16 protein-coding genes and 1 tRNA gene are annotated in these 18,383 nt (G+C 58.1%); 7 read left to right on the forward strand and 10 right to left on the reverse strand.

The window, feature by feature from the left end; translation table 11 throughout:
• Positions 1-204: a hypothetical protein gene (locus tag PbB2_RS09630; protein ID WP_108985104.1), complete on the forward strand. Its 204-nt coding sequence runs from the start codon at positions 1-3 to the stop codon at positions 202-204.
• A 591-nt stretch (positions 205-795) separates the two neighbouring features.
• Positions 796-1,071 carry a hypothetical protein gene (locus tag PbB2_RS09635; protein WP_133245770.1) on the forward strand — a complete coding sequence of 92 codons (276 nt, stop codon included), beginning with the start codon at positions 796-798 and terminating at the stop codon, positions 1,069-1,071.
• A gap of 346 nt (positions 1,072-1,417) precedes the next feature.
• Here PbB2_RS09635 and PbB2_RS09640 read toward each other — a convergent pair whose 3' ends face one another.
• Positions 1,418-2,653 (reverse strand): chromophore lyase CpcT/CpeT, encoded by a 1,236-nt coding sequence (locus PbB2_RS09640; RefSeq protein WP_108985106.1) that lies wholly within the window; start codon positions 2,651-2,653, stop codon positions 1,418-1,420.
• A gap of 84 nt (positions 2,654-2,737) precedes the next feature.
• A complete protein-coding gene (locus PbB2_RS09645; RefSeq protein WP_238164954.1) occupies positions 2,738-6,487 on the reverse strand; it encodes an EAL domain-containing protein in 3,750 nt (1,249 codons plus the stop codon).
• 304 nt (positions 6,488-6,791) lie between these two features.
• Here PbB2_RS09645 and PbB2_RS09650 point away from each other — a divergent pair, with 304 nt between their 5' ends.
• Positions 6,792-7,940, forward strand: coding sequence for an ATP-binding response regulator (locus PbB2_RS09650; protein ID WP_108985107.1), 1,149 nt, complete (start codon positions 6,792-6,794; stop codon positions 7,938-7,940).
• Positions 7,941-8,002: 62 nt separating this feature from the next.
• Here PbB2_RS09650 and PbB2_RS09655 read toward each other — a convergent pair whose 3' ends face one another.
• Positions 8,003-10,129 carry an acylase gene (locus PbB2_RS09655; RefSeq protein ID WP_108985180.1) on the reverse strand — a complete coding sequence of 709 codons (2,127 nt, stop codon included), beginning with the start codon at positions 10,127-10,129 and terminating at the stop codon, positions 8,003-8,005.
• Positions 10,130-10,363: 234 nt separating this feature from the next.
• On the opposite strand from PbB2_RS09655, the gene PbB2_RS09660 reads away from it, so the two are divergent.
• Positions 10,364-11,500 (forward strand): zinc-binding dehydrogenase, encoded by a 1,137-nt coding sequence (locus PbB2_RS09660; RefSeq protein WP_108985108.1) that lies wholly within the window; start codon positions 10,364-10,366, stop codon positions 11,498-11,500.
• Here the strand turns inward: PbB2_RS09660 and PbB2_RS09665 are convergent.
• Both PbB2_RS09665 and PbB2_RS09670 read right to left on the reverse strand, forming a co-directional pair.
• Positions 11,484-12,569 carry an endonuclease/exonuclease/phosphatase family protein gene (locus tag PbB2_RS09665; RefSeq protein WP_133245771.1) on the reverse strand — a complete coding sequence of 362 codons (1,086 nt, stop codon included), beginning with the start codon at positions 12,567-12,569 and terminating at the stop codon, positions 11,484-11,486. The two genes, PbB2_RS09660 and PbB2_RS09665, sit on opposite strands and share 17 nt — an antisense overlap.
• 56 nt (positions 12,570-12,625) lie before the next feature.
• Positions 12,626-13,372: an SDR family oxidoreductase gene (locus PbB2_RS09670; RefSeq protein WP_108985110.1), complete on the reverse strand. Its 747-nt coding sequence runs from the start codon at positions 13,370-13,372 to the stop codon at positions 12,626-12,628.
• Between the two features lie 116 nt (positions 13,373-13,488).
• Between PbB2_RS09670 and PbB2_RS09675 the strand changes: the two genes are divergently transcribed.
• Complete coding sequence (locus PbB2_RS09675) at positions 13,489-14,394, forward strand: LysR substrate-binding domain-containing protein (protein ID WP_108985111.1); 906 nt, start codon at positions 13,489-13,491, stop codon at positions 14,392-14,394.
• 192 nt (positions 14,395-14,586) lie between these two features.
• On the opposite strand, the gene PbB2_RS09680 is transcribed toward PbB2_RS09675, so the two are convergent.
• From PbB2_RS09680 to infA, 5 genes are all read right to left on the reverse strand, one after another.
• Positions 14,587-14,662: transfer RNA gene (locus PbB2_RS09680), tRNA-Phe, on the reverse strand.
• A gap of 21 nt (positions 14,663-14,683) precedes the next feature.
• Complete coding sequence (locus PbB2_RS09685) at positions 14,684-14,872, reverse strand: DNA gyrase inhibitor YacG (protein ID WP_108985112.1); 189 nt, start codon at positions 14,870-14,872, stop codon at positions 14,684-14,686.
• A complete protein-coding gene (locus PbB2_RS09690) occupies positions 14,869-15,966 on the reverse strand; it encodes a ribonuclease E/G (RefSeq protein ID WP_108985113.1) in 1,098 nt (365 codons plus the stop codon). The genes PbB2_RS09685 and PbB2_RS09690 overlap by 4 nt, the downstream gene beginning before the upstream one ends.
• On the reverse strand, positions 15,963-16,538 hold the full coding sequence (locus PbB2_RS09695) for a Maf family protein (RefSeq protein WP_108985114.1): 576 nt from the start codon (positions 16,536-16,538) through the stop codon (positions 15,963-15,965). Before PbB2_RS09695 ends, PbB2_RS09690 begins: the two co-directional genes overlap by 4 nt.
• Positions 16,539-16,548: 10 nt before the next feature.
• Entirely contained in the window at positions 16,549-16,767 is a 219-nt protein-coding gene (gene infA, locus PbB2_RS09700) for a translation initiation factor IF-1 (protein ID WP_085339458.1), read from the reverse strand.
• Positions 16,768-17,045: 278 nt separating this feature from the next.
• Between infA and PbB2_RS09705 the strand changes: the two genes are divergently transcribed.
• Together PbB2_RS09705 and PbB2_RS09710 are read left to right on the forward strand one after the other, a co-directional pair.
• Positions 17,046-17,819: a ferredoxin--NADP reductase gene (locus tag PbB2_RS09705; RefSeq protein WP_108985115.1), complete on the forward strand. Its 774-nt coding sequence runs from the start codon at positions 17,046-17,048 to the stop codon at positions 17,817-17,819.
• A 23-nt stretch (positions 17,820-17,842) separates the two neighbouring features.
• Positions 17,843-18,376 (forward strand): dihydrofolate reductase, encoded by a 534-nt coding sequence (locus PbB2_RS09710; RefSeq protein ID WP_108985116.1) that lies wholly within the window; start codon positions 17,843-17,845, stop codon positions 18,374-18,376.
• Positions 18,377-18,383 lie beyond the last annotated feature (7 nt).

Here is an 18,383-nt window from a genome sequence, read left to right on the forward strand (position 1 = left end):
ATGGCCACGTCAAGCACCCCGCCTGATCCAGCCCCCGGTTGGGATGATGAGGAGGAGGCTCCCCGTGAGCTGACCCCCGAAGAACAGGCGCTGCATCAGGAAAATATGGCCAAGCTTGGCCGCATCATGCGGGCCTATACAATTTTGAAAATCGGGCTGAGTGCGCTTCTGATCGTGGTGGTGGTCAAACTATTCGGACGGTGAAGGCCCTGACGCACGCGGCGCTGCGGCGCATTGGGGAGCGGTTGGGGTAAGCCTTTTGGCACAACATTCGGACCTGGTTTCACTTTTGGTTACGGCAACGACTATAGTGCCGCGCCGCCCCCGCCTTCTCCTCCACCTGGGCCGCAAGCACCTCATAGGCCATCACCTTCTGCGCCGACCCCAGAAACGCCGGTGGATAGAATGACCGTAACGGGGGTACGAATTCCATCTGGTGGCTATGGCGTCTTGCCGTTTCCAGTAGGGGGTGGCAGTTCCGGACTAATAACTCCACCACCACCTGTGGTGCCGCCGCCTGAGGGTGTGGACGTCGTTGCTATGACGGCGTCGCGAACCCCGCAGTTTGCAACGAAAGAGGACGCAATAAAATCCGCCGTCTCAGCATTATTGCTCACCCAAATTGAAGCAACCGTGAACTTGGGTCCTTTGTGTTGCAAGTCGGGGCAGGGTACGATTTAAGTGATGTCAGGATTTGCTTGACCAAGGTGCATTCTCTGGAAGGCATGCACGCGTCGGCGCGAAGCACTTTTCTGCTCAGGTTCCCGTGGAGCCGCAACCAAAGACGTGTTGATCATGACAAAGAGACGTCTGTTTTCTGGCGCGCTGATATTGGTCTTAACCGTCTTATATGCGGAGTTTCGAGGCCTGAAGATTGTGGCGTGTGCGGGTGATGATGTCCGTGCAGTGGCAATATCAAGTTCACACGAACGCGTTTACCTCACGCGGATCGGGTCCATCTTTGTCGGCTTCCCCAATATTGAAGGTCAAGTTCTTGTTGTGACGTCGGACGGCCTATCAGAATTTGGCTATTTCACCCGTGCAGGAATCCAATTTGAATCCTGCTCCTGACTGTCATAGCGGGTGAGGGCTTTGAAGTTTGGTTATGATCCCATGCACGCGATGAGATGAATGCCAACGGATAGATCGTTGCGCCAAACACGCTGGGTCTATCCAATGTCAATTGGAATTGGCTCAGCTTGGGCGGGCCTCTTTGCGACGACATACGAAATGACGGGCCATCGCGGATGGTCCATCATCTCTAGAAGCCCAAATTGATACTGCAAACAATGCCCATCTGGCGACCGCCCAAGCGATCCCACATCGTGCTTGGATCGCTGTCTCCGATTGAATTGTCGATCGCCTCTGCGGCCCAGTTCGCCCATCTCCACAAGATGCTGAGGAGAAACCGGGAGCACTATCGCCATTGTGCGCGGGGGTCGCGGGTGCAGCTGACCTGGATACCCCCGACATCGAGTGCGAGGCGGCTGGCCAGAGGCTCGCCCCACGCATAGCCGCTGGCCCGGTCCCCTTCCCGATCCAAGAGATAGAGCGTCAAGGAGGGGCGGTTTTGACCGATGGGCCAGTCTACATTGCGCAGCCTCACCCGCACGCTTGCACCCCCTTCAAAGCGGGCGGTGGCGACCCCGCCTTGATCATGGAGGACGAGATCTGTGGCAAAGACCCGATCATTGCCTTTGGGCACCGAGGCCCAGCAAGTGAAGGTTTGCGCGCGGCGCAGTCGCGTGGGCGGGGATTCAGCGCCGCCAAACACCCGCACGCCGCGCTCATCCACACCCACATCACGCACTTCCCACAGGCCGGCGGAAACAATGTGCTGCTCGCTGACCGACAAGACCCGTTTGTCGGCATTGGTGACGAGCTTACAGGCTGCTGGGCGGGTTGAGCCTGCAAAACCCTCACCCTGCCGCCGCCAGATAATGTCGCAGCCTGGAACCGGCGTGAATGCTTCTTTTTTCAGACTTTCGGGCTGGGGGGCAATCTTGCCCTCCTGCCACAGGCCTTCCAAGGGTTTGCCGTCCTTGGGCGCGAACCCCGTCATGCGCACGGCGCCGAGGTCCTTATCCACACTCAAGGTCCAAATCCGCTGGCGCACCACCGCACCGGCTTCGCCACCTTTGCGATATTCAGCATAAAAGCTCACCGGACCAAATTCTGGCAAGGTCAGTGGCTTGACCGCGACGTGCAGGCGTTCATGTCGCAAGGCAGGGGGAATATTCAGTTCGGGCTCAAAGAATGTCTGCAATTCATTGTCCCAACGCCCGGCCAATAGATCAGCAAGATCCAGCAGATCCTTATTGAGGACATCCAGCTGAACCGGGGTCAGGCTGCGCAAGGGTACAGGGACCGGCTGTGGATTTGTGTTGGCTTCGACGACCTCTTTCAAGGTCTGCTCAACAAGCTCTTCGACCACACCCTCAGGCGTCATTTCTTTGGGCAAGTTCGTCTTGTCGGCAGGCAGGGCAGCGGGGGGAAGCAGGGCCGGTGCTGCGTGCGCCGGGGTGGCCGCAGCCGGGGCGGACTGAGCGGCCGGTTCTGAAGCCTGAACGGGCGTCAATAAGCCACACCATGCCAGTGTGCTTATGCCAAGGCCTGTCAGGAGCCGCAGGCTATGCCGGGTCGAGACGTCCATGCTCACACCTTCTCCCTGTTAGATGGCGATCATCACATGATTTGAGGGGGACGAGCCAGCCCTCTTCATCACGATTGTCGGCCCTCAGGATGCCAGAGCCTGTGTTGACGCACCCGGGCGTGCCATAACAGGGCTTGCAGGGCCGGGGCTTGCTGGAGCGGGGCGCGTCGTGAGCAATTGGGCAAAGTCCTTGGCCAGCATGGGCTTGCCGAACAAGAAGCCCTGCAGACTATGCACGCCCGCAGCCTTGAGCACCGCGTGTTGGGTTGGGCTTTCCACCCCTTCGGCCACCACTTCCCGACCCAAAGCACGCCCGATACTGGATACGGCTTGGATGATGGCCAAAGCCTCGCGTGAGGTTTTGGCATCCAGATCAAGGCTGGTGACAAACTCGCGGTCGATCTTGATCTTGTCGAAGGGGAAGCGATGCAGCGAGGTCAAACTGGAATAGCCCACACCGAAGTCATCCAGCGCGAGTTTGCAGCCCATGCTTTTCAACTGGGCAAACAATTGGCGCACCCGTTCAGGATCCCCCAAGAAGGCGGTTTCTGTCACTTCCAGCACAACCCGGGCAGGATTATAGCCGGTCTCGCGGAACAATTCCTTGAGGTCGCCCACGAAGTTCTCATCGATCAGTTCAAGGGGTGACACGTTGAGCGCGATCGGCAAGTCGCCCCAGTCAGCTGTATCGGTAAACACAGCTTGGCGGACGAAATGGCCGATATGGGCGATAAAGCCGGACTTTTCGGCAATGGGGATAAAGATGTCCGGCCCAATCCGCGCCCGTCCGCCACGATCCCACCGCAACAAGGCTTCTGCAGAGACCACGTGGTTGCCGGTGCGATCATAGAGCGGCTGATAGACCATGCTGAGCGCGCCGGTCTCCATATCTGCTTCCAATTCGTCCCGCAGCGCCTTTTCTTCTGGCGACAAATTATTGACATTGAGGACATCGGCCACGCGGGGCTTAACCTCTACTGCCGCAGGCGTGACTTCAGGCTCAGCGAAGTCGGTCTCCATCAGCGTCGCCAACCGATCCAGCGTCATGTGCAAGAGGGCGATGGCGCGGTCGATTTCAGTCTGCGTAACTGGCGTATTGTGAATGCGCACAGCCGCCTCGATATTGGCAGCAAGCTTGGCCACCGCACTGGCACCAATATTGAGGCTCATGGATTTGAGCGAGTGGGCGGCCTTGGCCACTTTATCGCGGTCATTGGCTTGTAGTGCTTCTTGCAAGTCCACCAAGGTGGTGGGCGCATGGTTGCGGTAAAGCCCGACGACACGCAACACAAAGTCGCGTCGATGTGTCTTCAAATCCCGCAGGAATGGCACGATGACGGTTTCATCAAACAAGCCATTCTCGCCCACGCCTTCTGTCGCTTGCTCGTCGGCCGCACCCTCATCACCCCCGTCAAAGGCGGTCATTTCAAGAGCTTTGGTGGCAAGATGGCTTGGAAGATTATTGGCCAGAATTTCACCCAGCGAGATCAAGGTAAAGGGCTTGTGCAGCACCCCATCCATCCCGCACTCTGCCCAAGCATCCGCAGCTGTTCCAACCACATGGGCCGTCAAGGCAACAATCGGCGTGCGGGCGCGACCCTCAGCCACTTCGCGGGCACGGATAGCCCGGGTTGATTCATAGCCGTCCATGACGGGCATCGACCCGTCCATCAGCACAAGGTCATAAGTCTTGGTGGCCAGAATATCGAGGGCCTCTTGGCCATCGACGGCAATATCAGCCTTGATTTCAAAGCGCGACAACGCTTCCACAGCCACTTCGCGGTTGACTTCGCCATCATCCACCACCAGCACGCGGGCATCTGGATAGGCAATGCTGATCGCTTGGTTCAGCGTTGTGGCTTGCTTCTGAGCAAAGCTGCGGCCTTCCTTCAATGTCTCAATCAGATTGTCGATATCGGCGTGGCGCAGTGGCCGCTGCAGACTGGCGACCGCATGACCCGCCCGAACCATCGCATCGGCATCCTGATCATCAGGGTCAGAAAGCAGAACCAGTTTCTTGGGGTTGAAGCCACTGGGCAATTCGGTCCGATAATGCTTGTCAGCCAGAACCAGATCGGGCTGCAAAGCATCCGACTGGCTAATCACAATGCGTCCAGCAGTCAGGCGGCGCGTAATGGCCCAAGCCTCGACCTGGCCTTCCACCAAAACCATGGCGCATCTGGCTGGATCATCGTCAGCCAAGGCCGGCGGGATGGCCAGGACCGGGCTGTCGCTGGCCAAGGTCGGCAGCCGTACGTGGAAGCTGGTGCCCTGCCCTTGTTTGCTTTTGGCACCAATCTGGCCGCCCATCGCTTCAACCAAACGCTTGGAAATGGACAGGCCCAAACCCGTGCCGCCAAAGCGACGTGTTGTGGTCTGGTCTTCTTGCGAAAAGGCCGAGAAAATCCCAGCGATTTTGTCTTCGGCGATCCCGATGCCAGTATCCTGCACGATCAAGCGCCAGAAAGCTGGGTCGGGATCGGGCTCCATGCGGACAAGTACGTGGCCTGTCTCGGTGAATTTGAGCGCGTTGGACACAAGGTTTGAGACGACCTGCCCCAAGCGGACCGAGTCTGCAGGGATGATTTTGGGTGCCTGAGGATTGGCAGACGCCACCAGCTCCAACCCCTTCTCACGCGCTTTGGTGTGAAAGAGTGCCAGCACGTCATCCACAAGATCCAGTACATTGATCTCGCAAATCTCAACTTCCAGCTTGCCAGCCTCGATCTTGGAGAAATCCAGAATGTCATTGATCACCGCCAGCAAGCTGCGGCCCGACTTCACAATCGTATCGGCATGACGCTTGGCCTTGGTTGGCAGGGCCTCAGCGGCCAATAGCTCGGCCATCACCATCACCCCGTTCATCGGCGTGCGGATTTCATGACTCATCGTGGCGAGGAAGTCCGATTTGGCCGCATTCGCGCGCTCGGCAGCATCGCGGGCTTCCAAATAGTCGCTTGTCCGGGCAGCAACTTCAGCCTCCAGACCGCGCATATGGGCGTCAATGCGCCGATCGCGTTCGCCAATGGCTTCCAACATCGCGTTGAAGCCCGTCACCAACGTGCCAACTTCATCGGTCGTGGTGGCTTCCACGCGCTGCGAGAAATCGCCCTTCTCCCCAATGGCTGCAACCGATTTGGTGAGTTCGGTAAGCGGCTTGGTCAAGGCCCGCTGAATGCGCCGTGAAATCTCAAGCGCCATCAAAAGCGCAAGCAAGGCAATCCCAAGAACCGATCCGATGGAACGCAAAAGCGGGGTGAGAAAGTCCTTCGCAGTATGGACAACAACGACCCGGCCCAAGACCTGCCCGCCCAATTCGACGGGCGAGACCACTTCCACGGATTTTGTGGTAATCAGCGCGAGCATATTGGGATTATTGCTCTCGGACTCCAACCTCACATCATTGCGCAGGCGCGTGCCTGAGCCATTTTCAGCCAAACTATAGCCATTGGCCATTTCAACCCGCGCATAGACAATCCCTGGCGACCGGGAAATGGCCCGGATAGCGGTAAAGGCGCGTTGGCTATCTTGGTCTCTGACTGCTTCTGCTGCACTGCTGGCCAAGACTTGGGCAGCAGTACGCATTTCTGACCAGCGCACTTCAGCGTGGCGGACCATGTCTTGGTAGGCGAAGATGCCGGTAACAGGGACAACCGAAAAGATCACTGAGCCCAGCACAAGGGCGGCCAAGCGCGACCGGATCGAGTTGACCTTCAGAACTTTGGGAGCCTTTGGCTCTTTCGGGACCTTTGTGGCTTTTGGCACTTTCGGGGCTTTGGTGCTGGATTTGGTCTCTGCCGTCGGCTCAACAGCCAGCTTATCCTTCAGAACCATCGCTCTGATCGACTTTATATCTGTTAGCTGGTTGGAAGATGACACCTGATTTGACCCGGTATTTTTGCTCGATAGACTTTAGTCTTCACACATTAAATGCAGGTTAAGCCTGATGTTTTGGGCACAATCGGCCCAATTCTCGGGCATTTGGGGACTGATCTGCAGCAAGGCTGGCACAGTTGACCGGCAGTTAACCGATTGGGTCTAAAATCGGCGCGAAATGGGAGAAAAATGTCGGTGAAAATGGCGGGTGGTTTGAAAAGTCACAGGCTGAACAGGCCTGATATTGCCGGGGTCTTGCCCTATGGCTGAGGCTTGGCAACTTCCCGAAACCACTGCGGGCGCCCAGTTTGTTCCGACCGATCATGCCCGGATTCTGGTGGTCGATGATGACCCGATCTTGCGCGAATTTGCGGGCGTCTATCTGACAAGCCCGACCACCGAAGTCGAAGTGGCCGAGGACGGCCACGCCGCGTTGGCCAGACTTAAGCAAGGTGGCATTGATATCGCACTGGTTGACCTGGAAATGCCGGTCATGGATGGGTTTGAACTGATTGCCGCCGTCCGCGCGACTCCCGGCCTTGAAGGCTTGCCCATCGTGGTGATCACCGGGCGGGAAGATATGGAAGCCATCGACCGAGCCTATAGTTCGGGGGCAACGTCATTTGCGATCAAGCCGCTGAACTGGCGACTGATTTCTCATCAGCTTGCCTATGTGCTGCGCAACAGCCGTGCTGATGCCAAGCAGCGCGAAGCCCGGGTCCTGGCTGAAAAAGCCGACGCACTTAAGACCAACATCCTGCGGCTGATGCGTCACGAGTTCAACACACCTTTCAACGTCATTTTAGGCTTTGGGCGGCTGATCGAAAGCCATGCCGACAATGGCGCCATTCAGGGTCATGCGCGGCAAATCCTGATGGCGGCTGAAAAGTTCAAGCGTATGCATGATCAGCTGATGGAATCCGCGCGCATCTTGTCGGGCGACATTGAAATCAACCGCAAGGTTTTTTCGGTTGCGGATCTCATCAAGGCTGCTGCCCGGGAAGCCCTGCGCGCGGGCGGCAAATCGTCTGACCTGAAACTGGCCGACCGCACCCAGAATTGCGAAATTGTTGGGGATTTCGATCTCTTGCAAACCGCTTTGCGCAATCTGATCGAAAACGCCTTTTTGCATGGGGCTGTTCCCATCCAAGTCACTGGCTTCAAAACGCCGCAAGGCCGGGTTGCCATACGTGTGTCCGATGCGGGTAAGGGGATGGATCAGTCCAGCTTCGCTCTGGCAATCCAGGCCTTCAAACAAGGTCAATCTGCGCTTGAGCGCAGCGAGGATGGCCTCGGCCTCGGGCTTGCGACTGCTGTTGGAAGTCTGAAAGCCGTTGGTGGGGATATACATCTGATGTCTGAAGTCGGGGAAGGCTTTGGCATTGAGATGGAGTTTCCGCTGGAAATCTGAACATTCTGCGCGTTCTTTGTCTCAGCCTCTGGTGCTTAGGGTCTAAAGAGCAGCATCAATGATCAACGTCCCGGCCGGTAGGATTTTGTGATCTGGCCGGCCAGTTGAGCGCGGGTGAACAGCACCGGCTTGGTCTTCATCGCTGTAAACAACGGGCCTTGATCGCCATAATGGGGCGAGGTCGCATCCAATGTGGCTGAGCCATATTGATGAATGGAGCGGGACGACAATCGGCCTTGGGAATCCCAGGTGACGAACATAATGAACGTGTCCCCAGCGGTGGCCGTCAGCGTGCCATCGCCGTGATCCTTGCCATAGACTGCGCGCAGAATGTCCGGCCCGCCGTCAATGGGCAGATTAAGCGTGCCGCGGCGATAGCGATTGACCTCGCCCCAAGTCGGGTCAAGACGGCCAAAATGGGTCTTGAGCGTGGTGATAGCCTGATCTAATCCGGGCCGAAGCGGCGGGGCTGGTTCGCCATTTTCAGCGGCCCGGCCAATGTCTTGGCTCATCAGAACCGCCAGCGCCGCACCACGATTGGCTGTGTCGGTCCGCCTGTCCCAGGCTTTGAGGATCTTCTGCGCCGCCGCCAAATCTGGATTGCCAGTGGCATCAAAGGCCAAGGCCTGTGCCACCAGTCCTGCCATCAGGCTCTTATCGCTGTAGGTCAGGTCATATTTATAGGCTTCAAAATCGGCTTCTGTAATGATGGGATCTTGCCCATAGGTTTCCAGCGCGCGATAGGCCCTATTGGTCATATTGGTTTGCAAGCCCAGATGCGCACCCATGGCAGCATCGCGCATATTGTCGGGCCCGTCGGTTGCCACACGAGGATCATTATTGGCATTGAAAACCAGACCCGACTGTGGGTTCCACATTTGCGGCAATTGATCAAAGCCAACCCGTTGTTTCCACACCAAATCGCTGCGATCTCCGGGCAGGATACCGGCCCAGTCCACCCCATCCTTGCGGATCGGAAACTGGCCATTGGACAGATAACCAATCGTGCCTGCCCGGTCGGCATAAATGAAATTGATGCTGGGCAGCGCCTGACGCGCCATGGCCGCGCGCCATTGGTCAAAATCAGCGGCTTTGTTCATCGCCAGATATTGGTCAGCCTGCCGCAGTTCGCCCTGCCCGGCATAGCTGATGGCAAAATGGCCCTGTTTGGTGACCAGAACCGGCCCATGCACCGACCACAACAAATCTCGCTTAACCGTCCACAGGAGGGGGCCGAACAGCTTGACCTGGAAGCGGGCTGTCCCCGTGCGGAAGGCCAGCCATTTGCCATCCATCAGATACTGCCCCGGATGGGCCGGGTCGGTTGTCAATTTGTAGACATCAACGAGGTCAGGCTTATTCACCGTGCTCGCCCAGCCAAGATTGGCATTATGGCCATGCAGCATGAAAGGTGAGCCTGGAAAAAATCCCCCGGCCACATGCCAGCCCTGCCCACTCTCCAGCACCGCTTCATACCAAGCCACCATGCCATCATAGGGTTGATGTGAATTGACCAAAAGCCGCGTGGCACCATCATCGGTCCGCTTGGGGGCAACAGCCACACCATTGGAGCCTTTGGGCGGGGTCTTGTCCGGATTGGGCTTGGTCGCTGCCTCAGGCTCAAGAACCGACTTCAGCACTTTGTCGAGGCCATAGAAGAAGGGCGAACGGAACATGATGCCTGCGGCGACATCCTGCCCGGTCAGCGGCAAGAGTCCGTTGGGAACTTTGGCTGGATTTTGTGCGGCATAAAGATTGACCCCATCGGCATAGGCCTCCATCACCGCGCGGGCTTGGGGGCTGATCTCGGTCGCATAGCCTGCGCGCACGCGTGGCCACACGTCCATCAGCGCGACAAGATAATCCCCCACCGCGGCATCCTTGCCCTTGATGGCAGCTGCAGTTCCGCGACTTGTGAGGACGGCATCCGCAATGGTGGCAAAATCATCCTCGCTATGGGCATAGCCCATGCCGAAGGCCACATCGGCATCGCGCGGACCGAAAATATGCGGCACGCCAAATGTGTCGCGTGCGATTTCAACCTGATAGGTCTGGGCTTTGGCGAGGTAAGGTGCCGGGTCGATCCGCTCTTGACCCAAAGCCAGCCGCACACCAGCCGCATAGGCTCCCAACCCCAAACAAAGGATGATCAGCCCAATCAGCAGGCTGATGCGTGTGCTTTTGGTCATTATGGCCCCCCGGCTGATTGGAACGGCCGCATCCACGGCTCTTGCGGCCATGTCCTATACCAATCGCGGGCTTTGTCCATTATCTGCCCGGCGCACAGCTCGCCGCTCAAATGCGGCTGACGATGGGGCGGGTCCCGCAATCATGTCGGTTCAGCGCGAAATGTGCGCGACAAGGCGACGGGGCTGGGCTAGCAAGGTAACAATAAGCCAAAATATCCAGTTGGAGGATTCCCGATGTCAGATGCCGCCCCCGCCATTCAAGGCTTGGAGCTTCATTCCACTGTGACCCATCAGGGTCAGCTCATTCTGTCATTGGCCGAGGTTCAGGTGCCCGAACCCGGCCCCGATGAAGTGATTGTGCAGGTCGAAGCCTCCCCCATCAACCCGTCTGATTTAGGCCTGTTGCTGGGCCCGGCCGATATTGCCACCTTACAAGCCAGCGGAACGGCGGCGCGGCCGGTCTTGACGGCCACAATCCCTGCCGCACGCATGGGCATGATGAAGCCACGCTTGGATCAATCCCTGGCAGTGGGCAATGAGGGGGCAGGCACCGTTATCCGCGCCGGGGCCAATGCTTCTGCCCTGCTCGGCAAGAAGGTCGGCATGTTTGGTGGGGCCATGTATGCCACCCACCGCAAAATTCTGGCACGCGACTGCTCTGTCCTCCCTGAGGGGGCCAGTGCAGCGGATGGGGCGTCGATGTTTGTCAATCCGCTGACCGCGCTGTGCATGGTTGAAGTTCTCAAGCGCGAGGGCCACAAGGGTCTGGTCCATACCGCCGCAGCATCCAATCTGGGTCAAATGCTCAACCGCATTTGCTTGGCTGATGGGGTCAAGCTGGTCAATGTGGTCCGCAGCCCCGAACAGGCGGCTTTATTGAAAGGTCAAGGGGCCCAGCATGTGGTGGATTCCTCTTCAGAGACTTTCCAAGCCGATCTGACCGATGCCATTGTGGAGACCCAAGCCACCTTGGCCTTTGATGCTGTCGGCGGGGGCAAACTGGCCAATAGCATCTTGCACGCCATGGAGGCGGCCGCCAATCGCACGGCAACCGAATATAGCCGTTATGGCTCATCCACGTTCAAGCAAGTCTATATTTACGGCAGCCTTGACTTGCGCCCCACCGAATTGGATCGCGCCTTTGGCCTGTCTTGGTCGGTTGGTGGGTTCCTTCTGACCCCTTATCTGCAAAAGATCGGCTTGGAAGCGGCCTTAGGCCTGCGCCAACGTGTGGCACGTGAACTGACAACGACTTTTGCCAGCCATTATACTTCAACCTTGTCGCTGGCTGAGGCGCTCTACCCCGATCATGTCCGCGCCTATGCCCGCAAGGCAACTGGAGAGAAATTCCTCATCAATCCGAGCTTGTGAGCGGCCGGGCTTTCAACACATAGGCCACAGGCTGGTGGTCGGTGGCCACAAAGCCAGTGTCAGCGGTCCTCACACTGACGACGTCGACGCCGGGCGAAACCAGCGCCCCGTCGATGATGGTGGTGTAATTGCGTCCAGCCACATAGGGCTGTTCATTGGTGCGCACCGTGGGTGTGGTGGGGTCAAACACCAGCCGCCAGCCCGCTGGAAGCTGGTCAACCGGAAAGTCCCGGATCCAGAATTGGGCGGAGGCGTCGGCTGTATAGGCAAAATGGGTTGGGGTCAGGCGCAGGTTCCAGTCCCCCAGTGCCACCACATGTCGGCCACTGGCAGCCTCGGCCTGTACCAAGGTCAGCAGGGCCGCCAATTGGGCTTGGCGCACCTCCCCGCCATCAAAGGCGGATAAATGCAGATTGAACACGGTCCAGTCAGCCCCGGCAATCTGCAAGCGTATGCGCTGAACGTGGTAGTGGCGGGTGATGAAGCCGGCAAACTTCTTGGGGTCTTCCGGCATGGCCACAAGGTCGACCGATTGGGTGGCCACGCGGCTGGCCAATCCCAATCCATGATGCAAGCGTGGCACGGGCTGGTTGATGTCGCGGCTGAACAATAAGGTGCTGGTGGGCAAGGCGACTGCCACCGCCCCTGCCACATCGCGGCCATAGGTCAGAAGGCCTGGACGTGCCATTTCCTGAAACACATAAAGATCGGCTGGCATGGCGCGCAACCGCGCCTGAATGCCCGCCAGATTACGGTCCACCGCCTTGCCAGACGGCGGCAACAGGCTTTTGCCGCCATCGGCCTTAAAGTCGGCATCAAAGCCCAAACCGCCATAGCCGAGATTCCATTGCACCAGCGTGAAGGGCTCCCCCGCCGCCACACTGGGTTCTGCTGCGCGCTGGATGGTCTCAAGCCGCAATGCCGCCCCGCCATGTGCGCAGGCGGCCAGCCCGAACAGGAGGGTGAGCAATACTGCCCGCCCCACCCGCCTGATCCTGTCCTCGATCCAGCCCCCTCGGCCCATATCGGCTCCCTCCGTCATCGGATCAAAGCCTCGCGTAATCCTCATCCCGACGCAAGGGGGGGTGAACCAATGACCAAGTCATAGCCGCGGCATTTAGGCAATCATAACAATGAAAAGCCGCCATCGACGACAATTTCAGCACCCAGCATGTACGAGGAGTCATCACTTGCCAGAAAACCTACCGCTCGAGCTATCTCCTCGGCTGTCCCGAAGCGCCCTAGTGGAATGTCATTGGTTAGCCGTCGCGCAAAATCGGCTAAAGCTTCTGGAGCCATGCCCAGCTTCATATGAATAGGGGTGTCGATGGCACCGGGGCTTACCGCATTCACGCGAATACCTCTGTCAAGCAGTTCCGCGCTCCATGTACGCGCCAAAGAGCGAACTGCTGCCTTTGAAGCTGACAGCGCCGATAGCCCAGCCGTTCCGACTTCATTGAGCCAAGAAGTGTTCAAAATGATGCTGCCACCCGCTCGCATGAGAGGAACGAGGGCCTGAACCGTTCTAAATACGCCTGTTACATTGACATCCAGCATGTCGGAAAAGGCGTGGCTGCCTTCTGATCCAAGGGGGGTTGAATAAGCAATTCCCGCATTGGCAAACAGAATGTCCAACTCTCCAAGCGCTGCGTGACAAGCATCGCGAGCAGAACACAAGTCTGCGTCCTTGCGCACATCGACTTGCAAGCAGATCACATCATCGCCTAAGGCCGCTCTGGCGGCCGATAGGGTCACTTCGGACTGGCCTGTTATCGCGATCCTTGCCCCCTCGGACTTCAGTAAGGCCGCTGAAGCAAATCCAATCCCACTGGTGCCCCCGGTGATGAGGGCAGTTTTTCCTGTCAAGCGCATGGTGTCATTCCTTTGGTCGTGCGCAGTGTTTCACGCTTGCCAAGCCTAGGGATTGACCGGACGTCCGGCGAGGCATATTTTCGACTTCACGAGAAAGAAAAACTTTTTGGTCTCTGATGCGCGATCTTCAGCATATCAAGTCTATACAAGCATTTGAGGCAGCAGCTCGCCACTTAAGTTTTCCTGCAGCGGCAAAAGAATTATTTGTTACCCCTGCGGCCGTTGGTCAGCAGGTGCGGTTGTTAGAAAGCGTGCTGGGGTTCAAATTGTTTCAACGACAGCAGCACGGTAGCCACCGGTTGAGCTTAACACCAGAGGCAGAACGCGCTCTGCCGGAAATCCAACTTGGCTTTCGCGCTCTCGCCGCCGGCATGGCACAATTGCGGGCCGCGGCCCAATCGACCCATTTGACCATCTCGGCCTCACAAGTTGTGACGTCGAAATGGTTGTTGCCGATTTTGGAAGCGTTTGCGGACCGCTATCCAGATATCGATATAAGGCTTGAAGTGACCGACAAGCTTGTCGATTTGGCCGTGGGCCAAGCAGATGTTGCAATCCGATGTGGTGGGGGAAATTGGCCTGGGCTTACGGCTGAACATTTGTTTGACGAGTCAATGATTGTGGTGTGCGCACCGTCTCTCAGCGTTGACATAAAGGAGCCTGCGGATCTTCTACAATTTACCTTGTTGCATGACTCAAACGCCTATTCTGGACCTGTATTTCCAGATTGGGAGGCATGGTTTGGGGCTCAAGGACTAAAGCTGGACCCAAACCACAAGGGGTTTAAGATCAATGCGCCACTTGCCTTAATAGATGCAACCATCATGGGGCAAGGCATTGCATTAGTCCGCCACCAACTGGTGAAAGCCGATTTGGCGGCCGGTCGACTTCACCGGGTTTGTTCGGATATTCAGCACCCCGTTTCATGGGGTTATTATCTTGTTTGGAGCAGTGCAGCAGATAACAGACCAAGCACCAAACTATTCCGCAGCTGGCTGCTTGAGACCGTTCGCGCCAAATGAGTGTGTTTTCCCGCGCCTGACGCGCGCCTGTTTCGCACCGGAAATTTCCAGCGGTGCCTTTCTTTCGCTGTAGGTGACTTGAAGCCCAATCTCGGTCCAGCCTCGAACCGCCACGCGGCTCGCAAAGCCGACCGGCCGCCGGCCCTGATGTGCCGTCCTGTCGAAGCGCCTTTGGTGCATGAGACAAAAAAGTGGTGCCCGGAGCCGGAATCGAACCAGCGACACGCGGATTTTCAATCCGCTGCTCTACCGACTGAGCTATCCGGGCAACCTGTCGGGAGGCAGGCGTTTAGCGGATCAGATTGTCTCTGTCCATGCTTTCCTCTGCATCCTTTATGCCATTGTCCTCTTCATGCACAGGAATGGCATAGCTGCCATTGAGCCAGCGACCCAGGTCGAGGTCAGCACAGCGTTTGGAACAGAATGGTCGATACGCGTGGTCGGTTGGTTTGCCACATTCAGGACAGATACGGCTCATGTTATCACCACCTCACACGTGGCTTGGCCTGGCCGGGCGGCTTCCAGCCGATAGGCCCCGCCTATGGTGTCTGCCACTTCCCCTTGCCAGCCGATTGGGTCGGCCTGCAGAAAGGCCAACGCAGCCTGTGGCGCGATCAGCGTGACGTGGCGGCCTTTGGCTGTGCGCAAGGCCTCTGCCAAGCGGGCGATGCCGTCAATGGCCAGTGTCTCGCCGGTTGGTTGGCCTGATCGGTCGAGACAGATATCAGCCAATGCCGGGCGGCGCTTTTGCCGGGCGATTTCGGCGATACCCAGACGCGAGACGGGCAAGACTTCGGTCTTGGGCGCGGCAACACCGCCGTTCTTTTCCGCATCAAACGCGCTGATCAGGGCTTTGGTCAGCGCTTCTGGGTCGCCTTTGCGGCGTGGGCCGGTGAAGTCAACACAGATGAGGCCGGCCAATCCGCGCAGGCGGATCTGGCGCACAATTTCGGGCACGGCGGCCAGATTAAGGCTGCGGGCAAAACGGGCTGGATCGCTGCCGCCGGTCTCGCGATTGGCACTGTCCACATCAATGGCGGTGAGCGCCCGGGTGCACTCGATGGTGAGAACCCCACCCCCAGGGATGGCAACTTCTGGGACGAGTGCGGCCTCAAAAGCGGCATCAAGGCGGTCAATCTCAACGCCTTCGGCCTCACGAGGTTCGCCCGGCCAACCATGCCAGGGCGGCACATCCTGGATCAAGGCAGGGCACGGCCCAGCGGGGGCAAGCCCCTCGCTCACCACCGTGGGGCCTTTGCCGCCTTCGGCCTCGCGCACCACACGGACATGAAGGCCCGCGCCGACGCGCATATCGGGGTCGCGCTCACGCCCAAAAGGCGCAAAAGCAGGCTCACCCACGCCAAGGTCGAGGAAAGCCCCGCCCAATCGGGTATCAAGGGCGGTGACGCGGGCGGCATAAGTCTGCCCCCAGCGGGCACGCGCCTCATGGGTGGACCAGCGTTCAAGCCGCAAGTCGACAATGCGGTCGCGGTCGATCAGGGCGGCACGCAACTCACCGATCCGCTCATGGATCAGAATTTCACGAACAGGCGGGCGGGAATTTTGGCTCATGCCTGCCCCCGCCGATAGCCTAATCCTTCAAGCAGGCAGACGGTTTCATAGAGTGGCAAGCCCATGACGGCCTCCCACGAACCGTTGAGATGCAGGCAAAAGGCCCCGGCAAGACCCTGGATGCCATAACCGCCAGCCTTACCCTGCCATTGCCCGCTGTCGAGATAGGTGTCGATGTCCTGCTGACTCAAGCGTTTGAACGCCAGTCGCGTTTCCACCGCGCGACTGGCTGTCCGCGCACCAAAGTGCACAGCCACAGCCGTGGTCACCCGATGATTCCGCCCGGACAATAGAGTGAGGCAGGCTTTGGCCTCCTCGCGGGTTTCGGCCTTGGGCAAAAGGCGGCGACCGACAGCCACCACAGTATCAGCAGCCAACACCAAAGCGTCAGGATGGTCGGCAGCCACGGCAGCGGCCTTGGCACGGGCCAGCCGCAAGCCAAGTTGACGGGCGGTTTCGCCACGAAGCGGGGTTTCGTCCAGATCTGCCGGACAAATGGCATCAGGGAGGATGCCGACTCTGGCCAGAAGCTCTTGTCGGCGCGGCGAGGCGCTCGCCAGGATAAGCTTCATGGGCGTTTGCTTACCGGAACCGGTAGGTGACCCGGCCCTTGGTCAGGTCATACGGGGTCATTTCGACCAGAACTTTATCGCCTGCGAGCACGCGAATGCGGTTCTTACGCAATTTACCAGCCGTGTGGCCGATAATTTCATGTTCATTTTCAAGGCGGATGCGGAAAGTGGCATTGGGCAGAAGCTCCACCACTGTTCCTTGAAACTCGAGCAATTCTTCTTTTGACATTGGGTCTCCCGGCCAGCCATCACAGGTCAGGCTGAACAATCAGCTGTGATCGGCGGCTCTATAGTCCGTTTCGGGGGCAAAAAGCCAGTACCTAGGCCAGTAAGGGGCTGCCGGGCGCAGTCCGGGTTCGCGGGCGTCTCAATGCCCATGTGCGACAACGTGCCCACTGTCAGTCAGCCTTGCTCAAGGCTTCAGTGAGTTTCAATCACACAAGACTTGCGGCTATAGGATAAAGCAATCCATTGTGACCCTTCGACCAGCCAGAGGCTTATTCTCCCGTGTCCGCTTTTACGACTGAGACCGTGCTCGACGTTCAGCACTATACAGACCGCTTGTTTCGCTTCCGCACCACCCGCGCGCCGGCCTTCCGCTTCCGCACCGGTGAGTTCGTGATGATGGGGCTCGAAATAGACGGCAAGCCCTTGGTACGGGCCTATTCCATCGCCAGCCCCAATTGGGATGAAGAGCTGGAGTTTTACTCGATCAAAGTACCTGATGGGCCGCTCACATCGAAATTATGCGACATTGTCGTGGGCGATCATGTTCTGGTTGGGCGCAAGCCGGTTGGCACGCTGGTGCTTGACGCCCTATTGCCGGGCAAGCGGGTCTATATGGTTGCAACAGGAACCGGTATTGCCCCCTTTGCCAGCCTGATCCGCGATCCTGAGACTTATGAGCGGTTCGAGCAGGTGATCCTCACCCACACCTGCCGCAATGTGGATGAATTGGCCTATGGCATCGAACTGGTCGCCAGCCTCAAAGAAGACCCCTTGGTGGGTGAATATATTGAGGCAGGTCGCCTCATTCATGACACCAGCGCCACGCGCGAGCCACATATTCACCAAGGCCGCTTGCCTGCCCGCGTGAGTGATGGCAGCTTCTTTTCCGACCATGGCTTGCCGCCCTTCAACCCGGAGGAGGATCGCGGCATGATTTGTGGCTCTATGGACATGCTGAATTCATGTAAATCGATGTTTGAACAGGCTGGATTTACCGAAGGATCGGTCAGTCAGCCTGGCCAGTTTGTTTATGAGAAAGCTTTTGTCGGCTGAACCGGGTCGCCGGGAGTGTTTAGATGTCGGAGATTCGCCTATCCATCGTGGTCGCGCGGGCGGCCAATCATGTCATCGGCCAAGATCAAGATTTGCCGTGGCGCCTCGCAAGTGATCTGAAACACTTCAAGGCTGTGACGATGGGCAAGCCTGTCATCATGGGGCGCAAGACGTGGCAATCAATTGGCCGTGCCCTGCCCGGCCGACCCAATTTGGTGGTTACACGCGATACAGGCTTTTCGGCCCCCGGTGCCAGCGTCTGGACGGGTTTGGAGACAGCGATTGCAGCGGCGAAGGCCATGGCCCAACTTGACGGCCAACCCGAGGTCTGTGTCATCGGCGGGGGCGAGATTTATGCTGCCACCCTCAAAAGTGCTGACCGTTTGTATCTGACGGATGTTGATGCCTGTCCGAAAGGCTCAACCCTATTTCCTGAACTCGACGAAGGCCAGTGGCGTGAAGTTTCGCGCACGCCCTTCATAGCCGGCCCAAAGGATGATCATGATTTTGTGGTGCGCGTGCTGGACCGGCGCACACCGGCAGACACAAGACCCTAACCTTGAT

The organism is Candidatus Phycosocius bacilliformis (assembly GCF_003112735.1).
Taxonomy (GTDB): domain Bacteria; phylum Pseudomonadota; class Alphaproteobacteria; order Caulobacterales; family Aquidulcibacteraceae; genus Aquidulcibacter; species Aquidulcibacter bacilliformis.

Excerpts from the sequence above, each read along its gene's own strand:
- PbB2_RS09665 (WP_133245771.1), bottom strand. The coding sequence starts at position 12,569 with ATGAGGATTACGCGAGGCTTTGATCCGATGACGGAGGGAGCCGATATG.
- PbB2_RS09670 (WP_108985110.1), bottom strand. The coding sequence starts at position 13,372 with ATGCGCTTGACAGGAAAAACTGCCCTCATCACCGGGGGCACCAGTGGG.
- PbB2_RS09645 (WP_238164954.1), bottom strand. The coding sequence starts at position 6,487 with ATGGTTCTGAAGGATAAGCTGGCTGTTGAGCCGACGGCAGAGACCAAA.
- PbB2_RS09690 (WP_108985113.1), bottom strand. The coding sequence starts at position 15,966 with ATGAGCCAAAATTCCCGCCCGCCTGTTCGTGAAATTCTGATCCATGAG.
- PbB2_RS09635 (WP_133245770.1), top strand. The coding sequence starts at position 796 with ATGACAAAGAGACGTCTGTTTTCTGGCGCGCTGATATTGGTCTTAACC.
- PbB2_RS09655 (WP_108985180.1), bottom strand. The coding sequence starts at position 10,129 with ATGACCAAAAGCACACGCATCAGCCTGCTGATTGGGCTGATCATCCTT.
- PbB2_RS09650 (WP_108985107.1), top strand. The coding sequence starts at position 6,792 with ATGGCTGAGGCTTGGCAACTTCCCGAAACCACTGCGGGCGCCCAGTTT.
- PbB2_RS09685 (WP_108985112.1), bottom strand. The coding sequence starts at position 14,872 with ATGAGCCGTATCTGTCCTGAATGTGGCAAACCAACCGACCACGCGTAT.
- PbB2_RS09710 (WP_108985116.1), top strand. The coding sequence starts at position 17,843 with ATGTCGGAGATTCGCCTATCCATCGTGGTCGCGCGGGCGGCCAATCAT.
- PbB2_RS09640 (WP_108985106.1), bottom strand. The coding sequence starts at position 2,653 with ATGGACGTCTCGACCCGGCATAGCCTGCGGCTCCTGACAGGCCTTGGC.
- PbB2_RS09695 (WP_108985114.1), bottom strand. The coding sequence starts at position 16,538 with ATGAAGCTTATCCTGGCGAGCGCCTCGCCGCGCCGACAAGAGCTTCTG.
- PbB2_RS09630 (WP_108985104.1), top strand. The coding sequence starts at position 1 with ATGGCCACGTCAAGCACCCCGCCTGATCCAGCCCCCGGTTGGGATGAT.
- PbB2_RS09660 (WP_108985108.1), top strand. The coding sequence starts at position 10,364 with ATGTCAGATGCCGCCCCCGCCATTCAAGGCTTGGAGCTTCATTCCACT.
- infA (WP_085339458.1), bottom strand. The coding sequence starts at position 16,767 with ATGTCAAAAGAAGAATTGCTCGAGTTTCAAGGAACAGTGGTGGAGCTT.
- PbB2_RS09675 (WP_108985111.1), top strand. The coding sequence starts at position 13,489 with ATGCGCGATCTTCAGCATATCAAGTCTATACAAGCATTTGAGGCAGCA.